The 16,064-nt window shown below is 65.8% G+C and carries 16 protein-coding genes; 8 read left to right on the top strand and 8 right to left on the bottom strand.

The features are described 5' to 3' along the window. Window positions 1-15: 15 nt before the first annotated feature. The gene (locus ASE13_RS09065; protein WP_235536898.1) at window positions 16-696 is read right to left on the bottom strand and encodes a hypothetical protein; all 681 of its coding nucleotides are present in this window, start codon (window positions 694-696) and stop codon (window positions 16-18) included. A 377-nt stretch (window positions 697-1,073) separates the two neighbouring features. Between ASE13_RS09065 and ASE13_RS09060 the strand changes: the two genes are divergently transcribed. From ASE13_RS09060 to ASE13_RS09040, 5 genes are all read left to right on the top strand, one after another. Continuing rightward, entirely contained in the window at window positions 1,074-1,751 is a 678-nt protein-coding gene (locus ASE13_RS09060) for an energy transducer TonB (protein ID WP_056613675.1), read from the top strand. Window positions 1,752-1,828: 77 nt separating this feature from the next. Next, window positions 1,829-2,620, top strand: a complete 792-nt coding sequence (locus tag ASE13_RS09055; protein ID WP_056613673.1) for a MotA/TolQ/ExbB proton channel family protein — start codon at window positions 1,829-1,831, stop codon at window positions 2,618-2,620. 90 nt (window positions 2,621-2,710) lie between these two features. Then, a complete protein-coding gene (locus tag ASE13_RS09050; protein WP_056613671.1) occupies window positions 2,711-3,190 on the top strand; it encodes an ExbD/TolR family protein in 480 nt (159 codons plus the stop codon). Window positions 3,191-3,218: 28 nt separating this feature from the next. Further along, window positions 3,219-3,644, top strand: coding sequence for an ExbD/TolR family protein (locus ASE13_RS09045; protein ID WP_056613669.1), 426 nt, complete (start codon window positions 3,219-3,221; stop codon window positions 3,642-3,644). Window positions 3,645-3,817: 173 nt separating this feature from the next. Continuing rightward, window positions 3,818-4,171 (top strand): tetratricopeptide repeat protein, encoded by a 354-nt coding sequence (locus tag ASE13_RS09040; RefSeq protein ID WP_056613667.1) that lies wholly within the window; start codon window positions 3,818-3,820, stop codon window positions 4,169-4,171. A 193-nt stretch (window positions 4,172-4,364) separates the two neighbouring features. Here ASE13_RS09040 and dcd read toward each other — a convergent pair whose 3' ends face one another. Genes dcd through ASE13_RS09015 form a run of 5 tightly spaced genes read right to left on the bottom strand, consistent with a single transcriptional unit; the run spans window position 4,365 to window position 8,531 of the window. Next, window positions 4,365-4,916 (bottom strand): dCTP deaminase, encoded by a 552-nt coding sequence (gene dcd / locus ASE13_RS09035; protein WP_056613665.1) that lies wholly within the window; start codon window positions 4,914-4,916, stop codon window positions 4,365-4,367. A 59-nt stretch (window positions 4,917-4,975) separates the two neighbouring features. Next, the gene (locus ASE13_RS09030; RefSeq protein WP_056613663.1) at window positions 4,976-6,931 is read right to left on the bottom strand and encodes a sialate O-acetylesterase; all 1,956 of its coding nucleotides are present in this window, start codon (window positions 6,929-6,931) and stop codon (window positions 4,976-4,978) included. A gap of 56 nt (window positions 6,932-6,987) precedes the next feature. Continuing rightward, window positions 6,988-7,425, bottom strand: a complete 438-nt coding sequence (locus ASE13_RS09025; RefSeq protein WP_056613661.1) for a cytidine deaminase — start codon at window positions 7,423-7,425, stop codon at window positions 6,988-6,990. An 18-nt stretch (window positions 7,426-7,443) separates the two neighbouring features. Beyond that, window positions 7,444-8,007, bottom strand: a complete 564-nt coding sequence (locus ASE13_RS09020; protein WP_414885304.1) for a DUF7010 family protein — start codon at window positions 8,005-8,007, stop codon at window positions 7,444-7,446. 41 nt (window positions 8,008-8,048) lie between these two features. Then, window positions 8,049-8,531 carry a UPF0262 family protein gene (locus tag ASE13_RS09015; protein WP_056613657.1) on the bottom strand — a complete coding sequence of 161 codons (483 nt, stop codon included), beginning with the start codon at window positions 8,529-8,531 and terminating at the stop codon, window positions 8,049-8,051. A gap of 81 nt (window positions 8,532-8,612) precedes the next feature. On the opposite strand from ASE13_RS09015, the gene ASE13_RS09010 reads away from it, so the two are divergent. The 3 genes from ASE13_RS09010 (at window position 8,613) to ASE13_RS09000 (ending at window position 12,059) form a co-directional block, all read left to right on the top strand. Continuing rightward, window positions 8,613-10,109, top strand: coding sequence for a replicative DNA helicase (locus tag ASE13_RS09010; RefSeq protein ID WP_056613655.1), 1,497 nt, complete (start codon window positions 8,613-8,615; stop codon window positions 10,107-10,109). A gap of 266 nt (window positions 10,110-10,375) precedes the next feature. Continuing rightward, complete coding sequence (locus ASE13_RS09005; RefSeq protein ID WP_056613653.1) at window positions 10,376-11,224, top strand: LytTR family DNA-binding domain-containing protein; 849 nt, start codon at window positions 10,376-10,378, stop codon at window positions 11,222-11,224. Between the two features lie 79 nt (window positions 11,225-11,303). Next, complete coding sequence (locus ASE13_RS09000; RefSeq protein WP_156404794.1) at window positions 11,304-12,059, top strand: hypothetical protein; 756 nt, start codon at window positions 11,304-11,306, stop codon at window positions 12,057-12,059. Window positions 12,060-12,196: 137 nt separating this feature from the next. Here the strand turns inward: ASE13_RS09000 and rnk are convergent, their stop codons facing one another. Next, window positions 12,197-12,598 (bottom strand): nucleoside diphosphate kinase regulator, encoded by a 402-nt coding sequence (gene rnk / locus ASE13_RS08995; RefSeq protein ID WP_082596482.1) that lies wholly within the window; start codon window positions 12,596-12,598, stop codon window positions 12,197-12,199. Window positions 12,599-13,286: 688 nt separating this feature from the next. Continuing rightward, entirely contained in the window at window positions 13,287-15,851 is a 2,565-nt protein-coding gene (locus tag ASE13_RS08990) for a TonB-dependent receptor (protein WP_056615005.1), read from the bottom strand. Window positions 15,852-16,064 lie beyond the last annotated feature (213 nt).

Below are 16,064 nucleotides of genomic sequence, written 5' to 3'. Positions count from 1 at the left end.
AGCGCTGGCCGAACCTCAGGCACAGGGACCCAGCGCGCGCAGGACGATTTCATAGTCCTGCCGTGCGATTGCCGCATTGGCGGGATCGTCCGATTCGATGCTGCCCGCCGGCAATTGGCGCGGCAGTCCGCAGGCGAGGCGATACCAGAGCAAGGTGTTCGGCCGGGGCGGCCCGGCCGATTCGTCGACAATGTCCCCCAATGAGACAGACCAGCGCGGCTGCTCGCCCGGGCGGCGCAGGATCTGGAGCGACACCGGCGCGCCGCCGGCGGTCTGCAGGAACACCTGGGTCTCGCCCTCTCCGGGCAGCGAGCCGGGGACGTGGAACGCATTGCCGACGCCAGTGATCGCTGGCGGTGCGTCTCCGGCGATCGTCTCGCGCACGATTCCGCGCACCAGAGCGTCGAGCTCCGGCGAATAAGCGCGCTGGCCGTCAAGGTTGGCGAGCTGGACCTGATCGGGCCGATTGGCGACGGCGCGGGCGAACAGGAGCACGCGCTGTTTCTTGAGCTTGGGCTCGCGCCCGCGCTGATCGAGGGGCAGATCGACGACGTACCCGATTCTCTGTGCGACCCCTCCCGAGCCCCGAATCAGGGCCGTGACATCGGCCTCGACATAGAATCTGGCCCTTCCGGGCGCGACATTTGCCGCTTCGGGCCCCTTGATCCGCACGGCGCTGCGAATACGCGCATCCAAGATCAGAGGCGCGCCCAACACCAAGCCTGCAACAGTGGCATAGCTGGGCAATACAGTAGGCGCGGAGGCTTGGTTTTGCGTGGGTTGCGGGGCGGATTGGGCAGGCGCGGTTAAGGATAACGCGCAACAAAAGGCCATCAGGGATACGCGGATCATAGTCTTCCGTTACCGGATCGCGGCATTCTTATACAGAAATAATTCCGTCATCGGGAGCCGGTAGGCGCGGTTTGTCCGACAAAGCGTTTGCGTACCCGGAATGCCCGCGATAGAGACTCGCGCTCTGCCGCACCGACGCAAGCAAGCGAACGGCGGACGAGCTTGTGCGCGGAGCATTCCTGCGTTCAGGGTCGCCAAGATTAGAGGAGTGACGTTGCCGAATGGCTTACGCTGACCGGAATGTAAGTGGCAGCCGGTTCGTTGCGATCGTAGTCGTCGCAATAATCGTGGCTGGCATGGGATATGCCTTCGTCACGGGCTTGGCATACCAATATATCAAAAAGAAGGCGGAAGAGCTGAAGACCTTCGAGGTCGAAGAGCCGCCGCCCCCGCCCGAGGAGGTTCCGCCGCCGCCGCCGCCGCCGGACAGCCCCGTACCGCCGCCTCCGACTCAGGTCGTGACGCCGCCGGCTATGGTGCAGGTCCAGGTGCCGTCGCCGCCGATGCAGACCACCGCGATCATTCCACCACCGCCGCCGATCACGCCGCCGGCTCCGCCTGCGCCTCCCGCGCCGCCGCAGCCGCCGGCACCGCCGCGCATCGCAAAGCCGCTCAAGCCCCGCACGCCTCCGGGCAGCTGGGTGACCAACGACGATTATCCGGCGGCCGCCATCCGCGCCGAACAGCAGGGAACGACGGGCTTCCGCCTGGCGGTCGATGCATCCGGCAAGGTGACCGACTGTCAGGTCACGTCGTCCAGCGGTTCGTCGGTTCTCGACAGCACTGCCTGTTCGCTGTTGCGGCGCCGCGCGCGCTTCACGCCTGCAGAAGACGCTGGCGGGAACAAGATCCCGGCGACGTTTGCCAGCCGCTTCCGCTGGGAACTGCCGAAGAACTGATTGAGTGGCCGGCGCGCCGCTCCCCGGCGCGCCGGAGTGTGGAACAAGCGCTATCTATTTAGAGGAAAGAACCGACAATGCTCACCACCATTCTCGCCGCTGCGGCGCCCAAGGGCGAAAACCCGTACGGCCTGCTCCCCGCGCTCCGTGAGGGCGGCCTCATCTCCCAGACGGTGTTCGGCATCCTGGTGCTGATGCTCTTCGTCTCGCTCTACATCCTGTTCACCAAGCTGTTCGAGCAGCAGAAGATCATGAACCAGGCCAAGCGCGTCCGCGCCGGCTTCTGGTCGTCGAACAGCCTGCGCGAAGGCGCGGCGAAGCTCGAGAAGAACTCGGCCTATCGCCAGATCGTCGACGACGGCCTGCAGGCCCAGGAGCAGTACAAGGAGCTCACCGATCCCGTCGAGGCCCATGACTGGCTGCACGGCTCGCTCGCCCGCTCGGAAGCGACGATCAACTCGTCGCTCAACGGCGGTCTCGCGTTCCTCGCGACGACCGGCGCCACCGCGCCGTTCATCGGCCTGTTCGGTACCGTCATCGGCATCTACCGCGCGCTGATCAAGATCGGTGCGGCAGGTCAGGCATCGATCGACGCCGTCGCCGGCCCGGTCGGCGAGGCGCTGATCATGACCGCGCTCGGTCTGGTCGTCGCGGTTCCCGCCGTGCTCGCGTACAACTTCCTGCAGCGCCGCAACAAGGCGATCGCGGAGAATCTGAACGCGTTCTCGAACGACGTGCTCGGCTTCCTGGCTTCGGACGGCCGCGTCCGCCCCGAAGTCAAGAAGGTCGGCGCTCCGGCAACCGGCGCCAAGCCGGCCGGCACCACCACGACCGCCGGCCAGGCCGGTGGCGTGCAGACCCGCGCATAAGCTGAACGCATCGGGCCGCGCGTCTCCGCGCGCGGCCCTTCGCCGCAGGCCAAGACCCTGCGGCGGGATAGAAGGATAGGATAGCGCCCAATGGCGATGAGCGTAGGCGAAAGCGGCGACGACGCACCGATGTCGGACATCAACACGACCCCGATGGTGGACGTGATGCTGGTGCTCCTGATCATCTTCCTGATCGCCGTTCCCGTGGTGATCCAGACGATCGATCTCGCACTTCCCAAGGTGCAGTTCGAACCGACCACCACCAAGCCCGAGAATGTGGCGCTTTCGGTGACGGGCGCCGGCGGGCAGTGCCAGGTTTACTGGGGCATGACCAAGGTGAGCCACCAGGAACTGCTCGACCGCGGCGTCGAGAAGCTCAAGAAGGAAATCGATCGCCAGGGCGGCATCAATGCCGCCGGTCTCGAGCTTCCCGAAGTGCATATCCGCGGCGACGTGAACACGCCGTATCGCTGCATCGGCGCCACGATCTACACGATGCAGATGGCTGGTTTCGTGAAGGTGGGCTTCATTTCAGAACCCCCGCCCGGCGCGACCACGACCCGGATGTGACGATGACCGATTCAAAGGAGTTTTCTACATGGCAATGAGCGGTGGCCAGGAAGACGGCCAGCCGATGATGGAACTGAACACGACGCCGTTGATCGACGTCATGCTCGTTCTGCTCATCATGTTCATCATCACCATCCCGATCCAGACGCACGCGGTGAAGGTCGATCTTCCGCAGAACAGCAACCAGTCCGCGCCTCCGGTGGAGCCGCAGAAGAACAAGCTGTACATCGACGCGAACGGCAACGTGTTCTGGAACAGCGTGCAGATCGACGATGTGACGCTGCGCCAGTATCTGGATGCGTCGCTCCAGCAGGATCCGGAGCCAGAGCTGCACTTCCAGCCCGATCCGCAGGCGCGTTACGACGTGGTCGATCGCGTGCTCGCGATCGTCAAGCGTGCGAACGTGAGCAAGCTCGGCTTCGTCGGCAACGAGCAGTATCGCAACGACTTCTAACCGGCTGCGCTTCGGCGCTGCCCTGGAAACTTCGGAAAGGCGGTCCTTCGGGGCCGCCTTTTCTTTTGCGCGTGCAATCTGCGCAATTGATCATATGCAACGAAAGTGTCACACAAGAGTCATTAAGATGTCACGGAACAGTCACCGTGGTGCAATGATTCGTGGAGGATGCCATGCGTATTGGTCTCATTGTCCTCGCCGCCGCGCCTCTGATCGCGGCACTCCCGGCTCAGGCGCAGGACAGCGCCGTCGCCAGCACACAGATTGCGCAGGGCGATTATTCGCAGGCCGAATCGAAGCTGCTCACAGAGCTGCGCATCCATCCAGGCCGTCCCGAGCTGCTGCTCAACCTCGCTGCCGTCTATGCCAAGACCGGCCGCACGGGCGAGGCGCGCAACCTCTACACCAAGGTACTGAGCAAGGACGACGTGCTGATGGACATCAGCGCGGATCAGACCGCCGGCTCGCATGCGCTCGCGGAGCGCGGTCTACGCCGGCTCGACGCGGTGCAATTCAGCGCGCGCTGATTGCCGACTGCGGCGATTGTCGCTCTTGTTGGCGCAGGACAGCTCGCGCCCAACCCTATAACCGTCACCCCGGCCTCGTGCCGGGTCCACGGAGCTTCACCGGATGGCCTTCGGCCTCTAGTCTGATGCTCGCCTCCCGGTGGATCCCGGCACAAGGCCGGGATGACGCCTTAACTAGATCAAATGTGTGCCTTCACAGCCGCGGCAGGGTCACGCCGCGCTGGCCCATATATTTGCCTGCACGATCGGCATAGCTCGTCTCGCAAGGCTGATCGCCCTTGAGAAAGAGGAACTGGCAGGCGCCCTCATTGGCATAGATCTTCGCCGGGAGCGGCGTGGTGTTCGAGAATTCGAGCGTGACATGGCCTTCCCATTCAGGCTCGAGCGGGGTCACGTTTACGATGATCCCGCAGCGCGCATAGGTCGATTTGCCGAGGCAGATCACCAGCACGTCGCGCGGGATGCGGAAATATTCGACCGTACGCGCCAGCGCGAAGCTGTTGGGCGGAATGATGCACACGTCGGTCTTGCGGTCGACAAAGCTGTTCGCTGCGAAATCCTTGGGATCGACCACGGCGCTATCGACATTGGTGAAGATCTTGAACTCGTCGGCGACGCGCGCGTCATAGCCGTAGGACGACAGGCCGTAGCTGATGCAGCCCTCGCGCCGCTGCGCCTCGACGAACGGCTCGATCATGCCGGTGGCGAGGGCATGTTCGCGAATCCAGCGGTCGGAAAGGATCATTCGGGGCTCCGGACGAGGTGGGACATTCGTTTCGCGGGAAGCGCGGCGCTCCGCAAGGGCTAACGAACGGGGAGTTCGAACGGCGTCGCGGGGAGGCCGGTGCCGTCGTAGAGATTGCAGATCGGGCTGTCGCCCCAGCAGAAGCGCACGCGATCGGCGGAGCCGGTGCCCACCGCGACCAGCACGTCGCTTCCTGCGAGTGTGGCCGTGGCGAAGCGGCAGCTGCCGGGAGCGGTTCCACAGAGTTCGAAGCCGATCGGCTGCGCAGCGCTGTAGGTCACCAGCCCGTTGTCGGCGCCAGTGAAGCGGACGCGCACGACCGCGCCCTCGTAACGCGCCTCGACCGGCCAGGCGCCCGAAGGCGAGGCCTTGCCGCCATAGGTCAGCGCCTCGGCACCGCGAGCGAGGCGGTGGCCGACATCGAGCTTGTTGGCAGGGTGGATGTCGACGACGTCGCCGAGATCGATCGTGACGGCGAGCGCGGCATGGGCATCGGCGGCGACGGCCTGGCGCTGCTCGTCGCGGATCTGCGAAAAGCCGCTCTCGACCGGCTTGGGCACGCGCGGACCCCAGGCCGAGAGCTGGGCGACGAGGAAGGGCAGGTCGGGCTTGCCGAACTGACCGCGCCACGCCGCCATCATGCTGCCGAGCTTCTCCGCATAGCCGTCGGGCGAGCCGGCATTCGCTTCCCCCTGGTACCAGGCGGCGCCGCGCAGGCCATAGGGCCCGATCGGGGCGATCATCGCATTGTAGATCCCCGAAAAGCCGGCGATCGCCTCCCACGGCGCGTGCGGCGGATCGTCCACGCCGGCGGGGGCACGGCGCCAGCGCCAGCCTTCGGGGCCCGCCAGCGGCACGCTGGTGCCGTCGGCGAAGCGGATCGCGCGCTGGTCGGCGGTGCCGAGCAGCCCTCCCTCGGCCCAGGTATCGAGCACGCCGACGGCGATGACGTTGCGGCCGGCCTCGAGCGTGCCCGGCGCGAGTGCGTAGAGCCGCGGCACGCCCCAGGCATAGGTCACGCCCACCGGCACGCCGTTGACGAAGCTTGCGTCCATATCGTCGGCGGGGCCGAGCGCGAGCGTCGCGCTTTTAGCGGCCTGCTCGGCGGTGAGCGTCACTTCGGTGCGGTACCAGAGCATGCCATTATACTGCGCCAGCTCGGCGACGCCCCATTTCTCCCAGGCATCGAACGACGGCAAAGCACGCCACTCGCCCGGCGCATCGGCCTGCCACGGCTCGGTGCCGGCAACATCGCCCGATTTGCCGCGATACCAGGCCATCCAGCGCTCGCCGAACTGCTTGCTCGCCTCGGCCGCGTCGGCGCGATAGACGCGGAAAAGCGCGAGGTCCTGTGCGGCGGCCGGATCCTTTGCCAGCGCGCTTTCGGGGCGCCAGGCATCGATCGCGGTGCCGCCCCAGGTCGCATCGATCAGTCCCATCGGCACCTTTTGCGACGCGCGCAGATCGCGAGCCATGAAATAGCAAGCCGCAGAGAATTCGCGAACCGCGTCGGGCGTGGTCCGCTGCCACTGGACCGGCGTGGGGAACTGGCGCTCGGGGCTGAGGCTGGTCTTCTTCTCGATCGTCATCAGTCGCAGATCGGGATCGTTCGCCTTGCCGATCTCGCCCGCCGCGCCGAGCACGCCGCTGACCGGATATTCCATGTTCGACTGGCCCGAGCAGAGCCAGACGTCGCCGATCATGATGTCCTCGGCACGCTGGCTCTTGCCGCCGCGCGTGGCTGCCGAAAGCGTGTACGGGCCGCCCGCGGGCATCGATGGAAGATCGGTGCGCCAATGCCCGTCCTTGTCGGCGCGCGTCAGCACCTTCCGGCTTCCCAGCGTCACTTCCACGCGTTCGCCCGCCGCGGCATCGCCCCACACCGCGATCGGCCGATCGCGCTGAAGCACGCCATGATCCTGGAACATCGGATGGAGAAGCAGGGCATCCTGTGCGAATGCGGGCGTGGCGAGCAGGATCGGCAGCGCGAGCGCGCTCCGGTACGTCGTCTTCATGGCATCTCCTCCGTTAGCGCTACCAGAGCAGCCGGCGGAACCCTTGGCAAGCCGGCTCAAGCGAGTCCGAGATCGGCGGGGCCGAAGGCGTGGGGGAGGAGTTCGGAGAGCTTGTAGGTGGCGATCTCGTCGCCCGCTGCGCCGCCGCAATGGACGGGAATGTCCCGGCCGCCGACCTGCGCCGCCTCGTTGATGACCTGACGGCAGCGGCCGCAGGGACTCACCGGTGCGGTGTCGGCATGGCCCATCCGGCCGCCGATCACGCCGATCGCCACCACCTCGCGGAAGCGGCCCTGGGCGTTGACCGTCGCCAGCGCCACGGTCTCGGCGCAGAGCGAGAGGCCGTAGCTCGCATTCTCGAAATTGGCGCCCGTGACGATGCTGCCGTCGCTGAGCAGCACCGCCGCGCCGACCGCGAAGTTCGAATACGGCGCATAGGCGTTCTTCGCCGCCACGCGAGCGGCTTCGATCAATGCAGGTGCGTTTTCGTTCATATGTCGAGTCTCTACCCGTCAGGCGCGTGAACGGCCAGTACGTGCGCCCATGTCCGGGCGCAGCGCGCGGGCCGTCAGGAGGATTCCGAAGGCGAGTTCGGTGATCGCAACCAGCAATGCCACGGCGCCCTGCAGCGGTGCGGCAAAGATGTCGAACAGCCCGATTGCAGTGACGATGCCGCCGAGCGCCCAAAACAGACGATCGCCATAGACCGTCTTGAAGACCGCATAATGCGTGCCGACTGCGATCGCGGCGAGCGGGAAAACCAATCCTGGCTGCGATGGCAGGAAGAGCCAGGCAGCGAGAAGCCCGCCAATCATCGCGATGGTGCTTTCCAGCGCGGTCATGCCGAGCGGATTGTTCGGCGATTCATTGTCCCTGTGAAACGCAAGGCGTGCAATCAGCTTGGAAGCCGGGAAGATGACCATGCCGCCGAAGAACAGGACGGCGAACGCGGCGCCGGTCCCCTGGCTGTGCTGGACGAATGCGGCGACGAACCAGATGAGCGCCGAGACCATAACGCCGGGGCCGCCCCCGACATAGGCACGCCCAATATCTCGCTGTGCGTCTGAAATCAGCATCTCGTCCCCCTCGATCGGCCTGCCCCAGCCGTAGCCGTCGTTTATCCCTTGATGTGCAGCACGCAGATCAGCGTGAACAGGCGGCGTGCGGTGTCGAAATCCAGGTCGATCTTGCCTTCGAGCCGTTCCATCAGCAGCTCGGCCGACTGATTGTGTACTCCGCGGCGGGCCATGTCGATCGTCTCGATCTGCGCGGGCGAGGCGTTGCGGATCGCCTGGTAATAGCTGTCGCAGATCGCGAAATAGTCGCGGATCGGGCGGCGGAAGCGGGCGAGGCCGAGCACCAGCGTTTCTAGGTGCGAATCGTCGGCGCGGTGGATCTCCAGCGCCAGCCGGCCCTCCTCGACGCGGAGGTGGAGCTTGTAGGGCCCCGCATAGCCGTCGGGGTGCTTGCGCTGGGGAGCGAAATGGTTCTCCTCGAGCAGGTCGAAGATCGCGATGCGGCGCTCCTGCTCGATATCGGCCGAGCGCCACAGGATCGTGCGTTCGTCGAGCGTCACGTCTATGATGCGCGGATCGGCCATTGACGGCTCCTATCCGCTCATGCCCGTTATTCACAAGCGCGACGGTTGAAGCGGGGCACCGCCTGCGCGACTAGAGGTCAGATGGCACAACCGATTCCCTTTCCCGCACCCGAGACCCCCGAAGGCGTCAGCCTGCCCCAGAATATCGAGGCCGAGGCGGCGCTTCTCGGCGCGATGATGATCGACAATCGCGTGGCGGAGGACGTGCTCCAAAAACTGCGCCCGGAGCATTTCTTCGAGCCGTTGCACGGGCGGATCTACGAAGCGATCGCCGCGATGGTGGGCGACAACCGGCTCGCCACGCCGGTGACGCTGCGGCCACTGTTCGCCGCCGATCCGGCGATGAAGGAAGTCGGCGGCCCGGCCTATCTGGCGCAGCTCACCGGCAACCCGGCGAGCCTGATCGGCGCGCGCTCGTTCGCCGACCAGATCTACGACCTCGCGATGCTGCGCGCGCTGGTGACGGTGGGGCGCGATCTCGTCGACGGCGCGCTCGACACGAGCCAGGACATCAATCCGGCCAAGCAGATCGAGCAGGCGGAGATGAAGCTCTACGAAGTCGCCGAGAAGGGCGATTCGGACGCGGGCCTCAAGAGCTTCACCCGGGCGGCGACGCTGGCGGTGCGCCAGGCCGAGAAGGCGATGAACTCGGGCGGCGGCATCTCGGGGGTCACAACCGGGCTCAGCGACCTCAACGCCTCGACCGGCGGGTTCAACCGGTCGGACCTGCTGATCCTCGCCGGCCGCCCGGGCATGGGCAAGACCTCGCTCGCGACCAACATAGCGTTCAACGCCGCCAAGCGCTGGGCCGACGATCTCGAAGCAGGCATCCCCGAGGAGAAGTCGATCGGGGCGCCGGTCGCGTTCTTCAGCCTCGAAATGTCGGCCGACCAGCTGGCGATGCGTATCCTTTCCGAGCAGGCCGAGGTCGTCTCGGAGAAACTGCGCACCGGGCAGATCAGCCATGCCGAATTCCAGAAATTCGCGCGGGCGGCGGGCGATCTGGAGCGGCTGCCCTTGTTCATCGACGACACGCCGGGCCTGACCATCGCGGCCTTGCGCACCCGCGCCCGGCGGATGAAGCGCCAGCACAAGATCGGGATGGTGATCGTCGATTACCTGCAGCTGCTGACCGGCAGCGCCAAGGCATCGGGCGACGGCCGCGTGCAGGAAATCTCGGAGATCAGCCGCGGGCTCAAGACGCTGGCCAAGGAACTCAACGTGCCGGTGCTGGCGCTCTCCCAGTTGAGCCGCGCGGTGGAGAGCCGCGAGGACAAGAGGCCGCAGCTTTCGGATCTGCGTGAATCGGGATCGATCGAGCAGGACGCGGACATCGTGCTGTTCGTCTACCGCGACGAATATTATCACGACTTCAAGGCGCCGACGAAGGTCCCGGACGGCACCGAGACCGCCGAGGAGCGGATGGCGTATGAGGCATGGCAGGCCAAGCAGCTCGAAGTGGCGAACAAGGCGACCGTGATCATCGCCAAGCAGCGCCACGGCGCGACAGGATCGGTGCACATGCGCTTCGACCGGCAGTTCACCAAGTTCAGCGACCTCGCGCACGAGGCGTATTGAGGGCTGAGTCGCGGGCGCGTGTTGTTGGATTTGGCGCGCGCAATTTCACGGTTTGCACGGCGAATCGGCAATGAAGTTACGCGAGTAGGAAATTTAGTTGCGCGCGCAACGGAAGGGGATCGACGGAGTCAAAGAGCGGGCGGCGGCCGGCGATCAGGCAAGCAGACGAAATCCTACATCGCAAGGGAACGGAGCCGGCCCGGACTTCGGGATATCGTGCCCAGTCGGGCTGACAATCGGGGGGCGGGGGGCGTAGGGAAGCTCGCATGACCCGCACTGCGCAGGCCTTGTTGACGACCTCCCGCCGCCTGCGGGTACGGAACCTGTTTCTGGTCGGCGTCCTCCCATGGTTCGCGCTCACTGTGCTGGTCACGCTGAAAACCCAGGCGCTCGGCGTGCTGCAGGAGCGTCCGCAGCCGTTCTGGCCGGCACTTGGTTACACGGCGGCGATCTATTCTGCCTGGGCGCTGCTCGGGCCCGTCTTCCTCGAGAGTGCGCGCCGAATACTGGCGGCCGGCGGTTCGCGGCACATTCGGGGCGCGGCGCTGGTGCTGGGGCTGCCGCTGGCGCTGCTGATCCATGTGGGACTGTTCAGCGTCGTCTACTGGCCGGTCTACGGCCGGACCTTTTCCTCACCAGGCGAGATGATACCCTGGGTCCTCGCCGCCAATATGGATACGGGCGCGCTGGCTTATGCGACCATCGTGGCGATCGCCGTGCTGCATCGCCGGCGCGCGGCGGCGGCGGCGGTGCGGGAGTCGGTCGAGGCGCCGCCTGCAGCGGCAATCGGAGGGCTGTGGGTGCGCACTGGCGGCCGGCGGCAGCATGTTCCGCTCGAAGCAATCGAGTGGGTCGCGACGGCCGGTGACTATGTCGAGGTCCATACCGGCGCCGGAACCATGCTGGTCGACAGTTCGCTGTCGGCGTTCGGCACCGCCTTGCCCCCGTCGGAGTTCGCGCGCGTACACCGCACCGCTATCGTCCGGCTGGACAAGGTGCGCGCGGTCCAGCGCCTCGGGCGGGGCGATGCGCTTCTCGAACTCGCCGGCGGAGCAACCGTTCGCCTCAGCCGCCGCTATCGGCGGGCGCTCTCCGGCTGGGCGGCGCTGGGCTGATCGTCCCGGCCGGCGGAAAGGCGATCCCGCTCGGCGATTTGGCCGTGCCTGAGTGGGGCGGGTGCCGCAGGTCCGGCGCATGATCTTCCATCGTCTTCGTCCGCTGGCGTTCGCCGCCGTCCTTCTCTCCGCGCTTCCCGCGCATGCCCAAACCGCGCCGCGCCCCGACGCGGTGCTGGTGCTCGGCGCCTTGCATGATCTGCACGCACGTGAGGAAAGCTTCGGCTATGATCGGCTGCGGCAGATCCTCGAGACATTCCGGCCCGATGTCGTCGTGCTGGAGGTGCGCCCCGACGAACTGGCCGGCCCTACCGACACGCCCGGCCGCCCGGAATATCCCAGGATGGTCTGGCCCTGGCTCGGCGCCAGCGGAGCGGAGGCCGTGGCGATGGAGCCGGGCGGCAAGCGCTTCGAGGCGCTCGCCGGCGCGGCGGGCGCCGCCTTCGCCGCGCTCGGCCGGAGCGACCCGCAAGGCGCGGCCGCGCTGACCGCGTTCGACGAGGCGCTGGAAACGGCGTTGCTCGCTTATTGGCGGCGCCCGAGCCAGACTCAGGACGAGACCACCGCACGCATGGTCGACAGCCATGTTGCACTAAGGGCCGCGATCGTCGGCCCGGCTTTCGCGACCGTGCAGTCCGCCTGGGATGACGAAATGGCGCAGGTCGTGACTCGCACGGTCCGCTCGCGGCCGGGCAAGCGCGTGCTCGTGATCGGCAGCTACCGCAATCGCGGCCTGCTGGAGAACGCAGTCCGCGGGATCGCGGCTGCGCGGCTCGTCTCGTCGTCGGCGTGGCTGGCGAGTATTGAGGCAATGCGCCCGCCCGCGGGCAACTGATGCAATGGCGATGATTGCGGGATCGCGAGTCTCAGGAATGCTAATTCAATGAGAGACCGCCAACGAACGGCGGGAATTGATGATTAGCCGTCGCTTAGAGACTCGTTGGCGTCCCATTCGCCAGCCGTCGCCGGCTGCTAATGCGCCGTTGGGCATTGACGGACGTCGAGGACGGTTAGGCAGCGATCGGGCCAGAGAATGGATTGTCCCGTGCGCAAGCCGATCAACGCCGCGCCGACCGGCGTGAGGATCGAGATACGCCCTTCGGCGATGTCGGCGTCACGGGGATAAACCAGCGTGACCGTTCGCCGGTCATCGCTGCTATCGTCGAGAAACTCGACTTGCGATCCCATCGTGATCACGTCGGCGGGAATTTTGGCGGCGCTGTACAGCCGGGCGCGTTCCGCTTCGCGGAGGAGCAGCGCGCTGACCGCAGGCATGCGGCGTTCGACGCTGAGGGCGAGGTCGGTGAGCGTCTCCGCTTCCGCGTCGATCATCAGGATGGGGGGCCGACTGACAGCCGTGTGCAGGTTGTTCATGTGGTGGACTCTCAGGCAATGCGGCCTTTTCGCCGACGAACCGATTGGCTCGCTTTCGATCCCCGGGCTTCCGGGAACCTGCCTGGAGAAGCCCGGGGCTAGTCGCCCGCCAGGAGTTGCCCCGCATGAACGCGGTATCGCAGAAGAGGTTGGCGATACGTCATGCCCGAGAGATGTGCCGTTGTGCCTAGCTTGTCAAACCGGCCAGAATTCCAGCGTCGGCTGCCGGCACGCGAATGGCTGGAATTGGTGGTTAGCGGACGTTCCCGCGCGCGGCCCTTGCTCGCCTGATCCGCTTCATATTTCGTCGAAGATCGAGAGCCACGATCCACCGCGAAACAGCTCCGGCGCCTAAGAGAAAGCCACAAAGCAAGACGACGCGATCCCGAGGCGAAATGAGGCCTTTCAGCAGCTCATTCGCGTAACCGACATAGACGCACGCCGCTATAAATACCCCGCCCGCAAGGGCCAACATGAGTTGAGTTCGCGAGATCATCAGTCGCACAATGCCCGGGCCACACCAATGTCCGCTAGTGGGGCGTTAGCTAACCTTCCCAACTCGCGTTCCTGCGAAGACAGGAGCCCAGGATGGCGAAGAACTGCATGAGCCTGGGCTCCTCCTTCGCAGGAGCACTAAATGGCTGCGGCGCGGGAGCGGTCGGTTCCCAGCCGACCGCTTCCTTCGTCCTCAATACGCCGCCGACAAGGTCAGGAACCACTGGCGAGGTGCGATCGGATAGGCGGAATAGCCGTTGGTGGCCGAGCCAACCGACAGGGTCGATACGCCCTTCTTGTCCATCAGATTGGTGATGTTGAGTGCGACTTCCGCCTTGCGGAGCGGCAGGATGCCGTCGGGCATGCGGGCGGCCAAGCGGAACGAAGTCAGGAAATAGGACGGCACGCTCGCGTCGTTGGAGAAGGTGGCGTAGCGGCGGCCGACATAGTCGCCGATCACCTGCGCCTCGATGGGGCCGATCGCCAGCGTCGCGACGCTCTTGTTCATCCATTTCGGCGTGCCGGGCAGCTGCTTGCCGCAGGTCGGCACCACGCCGGCGGTGACGAGATAGCCGCCGATGCAGGTTCCGGTGGCGGCGCCGATGCCCGACGCGGTGGACGTATAGTCGCTCTGATATTTGGACAGATTGTACGACGTGGCGTTGTAGAGCGAGAAGGCGCCGACGCGCAGGGTGAAGGCGGCATCGACGCCATCGGTATGGACGTCGCCGACATTGACGAGGATCGACGTGCCGCCGGTGATGCCGCCGCCGGCGATGCCGCCCGGATTGGTCGAGATGGCGAGCAGGCGGTTGTTGAAGACGACGTGGTAGTAATTGATCTGCGCGTTGATGCTGACGTCGCTTGCCAGGCTGCGGCTGGTGCGCAGGCCTCCCTCATAGGTCCAGCTGCTCTCGGGCTTGCCCTCGTCGGCAAAGGCATCGAACGCCGCCTGGCTGCCGGTGAACCATGGGCCGCCGCCGCCGGCGAGATAGGCCGGATACTGGCGCAGGTTCTTCTGGACGTTGAAATAGACCTGCTCGTGGCCGTTGAAATCCCAGGTCGCGCCGACCGCGGGCAGGAACCAGTTCTTGGTGTCGATCTTGCCCTGCGGCAGGCCTCCGGTGAGGCCGGAGAGCGAACCGACCTTCGGCTGCACCGGGAACCAGCCATTGGCCCATTGCGCGCTGGTCTTGAAGCCGAACTGGACGCGGAGCGGATCGAATACGTGCCAGCTGTCCTGCACATGGAGCTGTAGCTGATTGATGCGTGCCTCGCCCTGATATTGGGTGAACAGCGGCTGCGCGGCCTCGAGCGGGCGGATATAGGGCGTGCTCGAGGCGGGATCGGCGGCATCGACGCCGTACCAGCGGCGCCACTGGGTGGTGCTGTTATGCTCGAACCAGCCGCCGATCTCGATATTGTGCGCGCCGAGGTCGATGGCGAGCGCGGAGATCACGCCGTAGCGATCGATCCGGTATTCGGTGGTGCGGGTGATCAGGCCCGAGCCGCCGGTTGCCGCGACCAGGGCCGCGCCGGCCGCGGCCGCCTGGGCCGGAGTCAGCGCGGTGCAGGCGGCGGAGCGTACGCCGTTGGCGTTGGCAGTGAAGCGGCAATTGGCCGGAAGGCTCGCATAGGCAGGGTCGAGATAGGGCTGCGCGGTGGTGATCGACTGGCCGAGCGGGCCGGCGACGACGCCGGCGCCGTCATTGTGGTGGAAATAGGCGGTGGTCGACAAGGTGACCTTGTCCGAGAAATGCGCGTCGTAGCGGCCATAAGCGAGATAGTCGGTGCGCTGCGCGTCCGAATAGTAATTGCGGTAATTGCTGCCTTCCGTCGCGGGCGAATTGCCGAGCGGGCTGAGGTACGAATTCCGGTAGGTGTCGAACTCGGGATAGAAGAACGGCTTGGTATAGGGCGTGTAGAGCTGGACCGGGGTGGCCGTATTCCCTGCGGAGGGCTTGAAGAAGACCGTGGAGTCCTCGTTCGGCTGGGTCATGTCGTTATAGTCGAAATAGAGCGTCAGCTTGCCGATCGAATCGTCATGGACGAACTTGGCATTGGCCTGCCAGCCACCCTGATAGCCCCGGAAATCCCAGGCGCGGGCGCGCTGGCGGGCGGCCGAGATATAGGCCGAATTGTTGCCGCCGAAGGTGCCGGTATCGACCCGGGCGAAGGTGCGCGAGGTGTCGTAGCTGCCGATGGTCTGGGCCAGGTCGATGCCGAACGTGGGCCGCGGGTCGGAGGAATAGGTCTCGACGGTGCCGCCGAGATTGCTGTTCGATGCGGTGGCGAGATCGCCTGCGCCGGTCGACACGACGACCCGGCCGACATTCTCCGAGATCACTGCGCGTTGCGGCGAGAGGCCGTTGTAATTGCCGTAGCTCTGATCGCCGAGCGGAATGCCGTCCATCGTGTAGCCGAGCTGGTTGCCGGCGAAGCCGTGGATGAAGATCTGGGCGTTCTGCTCGTTATAGCCCCAGGGATCGGCGGTGATGTAGAGCACGCCCGGCAACGTCTGGATCGCCTTCAACGGGCTGACGCCAGGGAGGATCTTCTGCATCTCGGTGCCGGGCAGCACCACCGAGGTGCGGGTCTCGCGGCCGGTGACGACGATGGCGGACGGATCCGTGGTTTCCGGGGGCGCGGCTTCTGCCGGCGGGGTGGGGCCGGCTGTGTCGGTATCCTGGGCCATTGCGGCGGCGGGCAGGAGCAGCGAAATCGTCAAGGCCAACAGCGAAACCGACGTGCGAGTCATCTTTTTCATTCCCCAAATTGCTGCAGATGCGAAATGCAGCTGGGGCGGCGTTAGGAGGGATTTGCGCTGACGCGGTGACGGGCTCGTTGCGGTTACGTGACGAATTCGTGCTGAGTTGTGACGGTATTGCGGGGGCCGACATTTTCCGCCGCGCGCCCTTGCGGACCAGCGGCTCCGGTGGCCATAGGCGCGCTCCGTCCTCCGCCTTCAGAT

This window comes from Sphingomonas sp. Root241, from assembly GCF_001428865.1.
In the GTDB taxonomy this organism is placed as follows: Bacteria; Pseudomonadota; Alphaproteobacteria; order Sphingomonadales; family Sphingomonadaceae; genus Sphingomonas.
The sequence above is the reverse complement of the archived record's forward strand: the minus strand, read 5'-3'. Positions and strand labels throughout refer to the sequence as shown.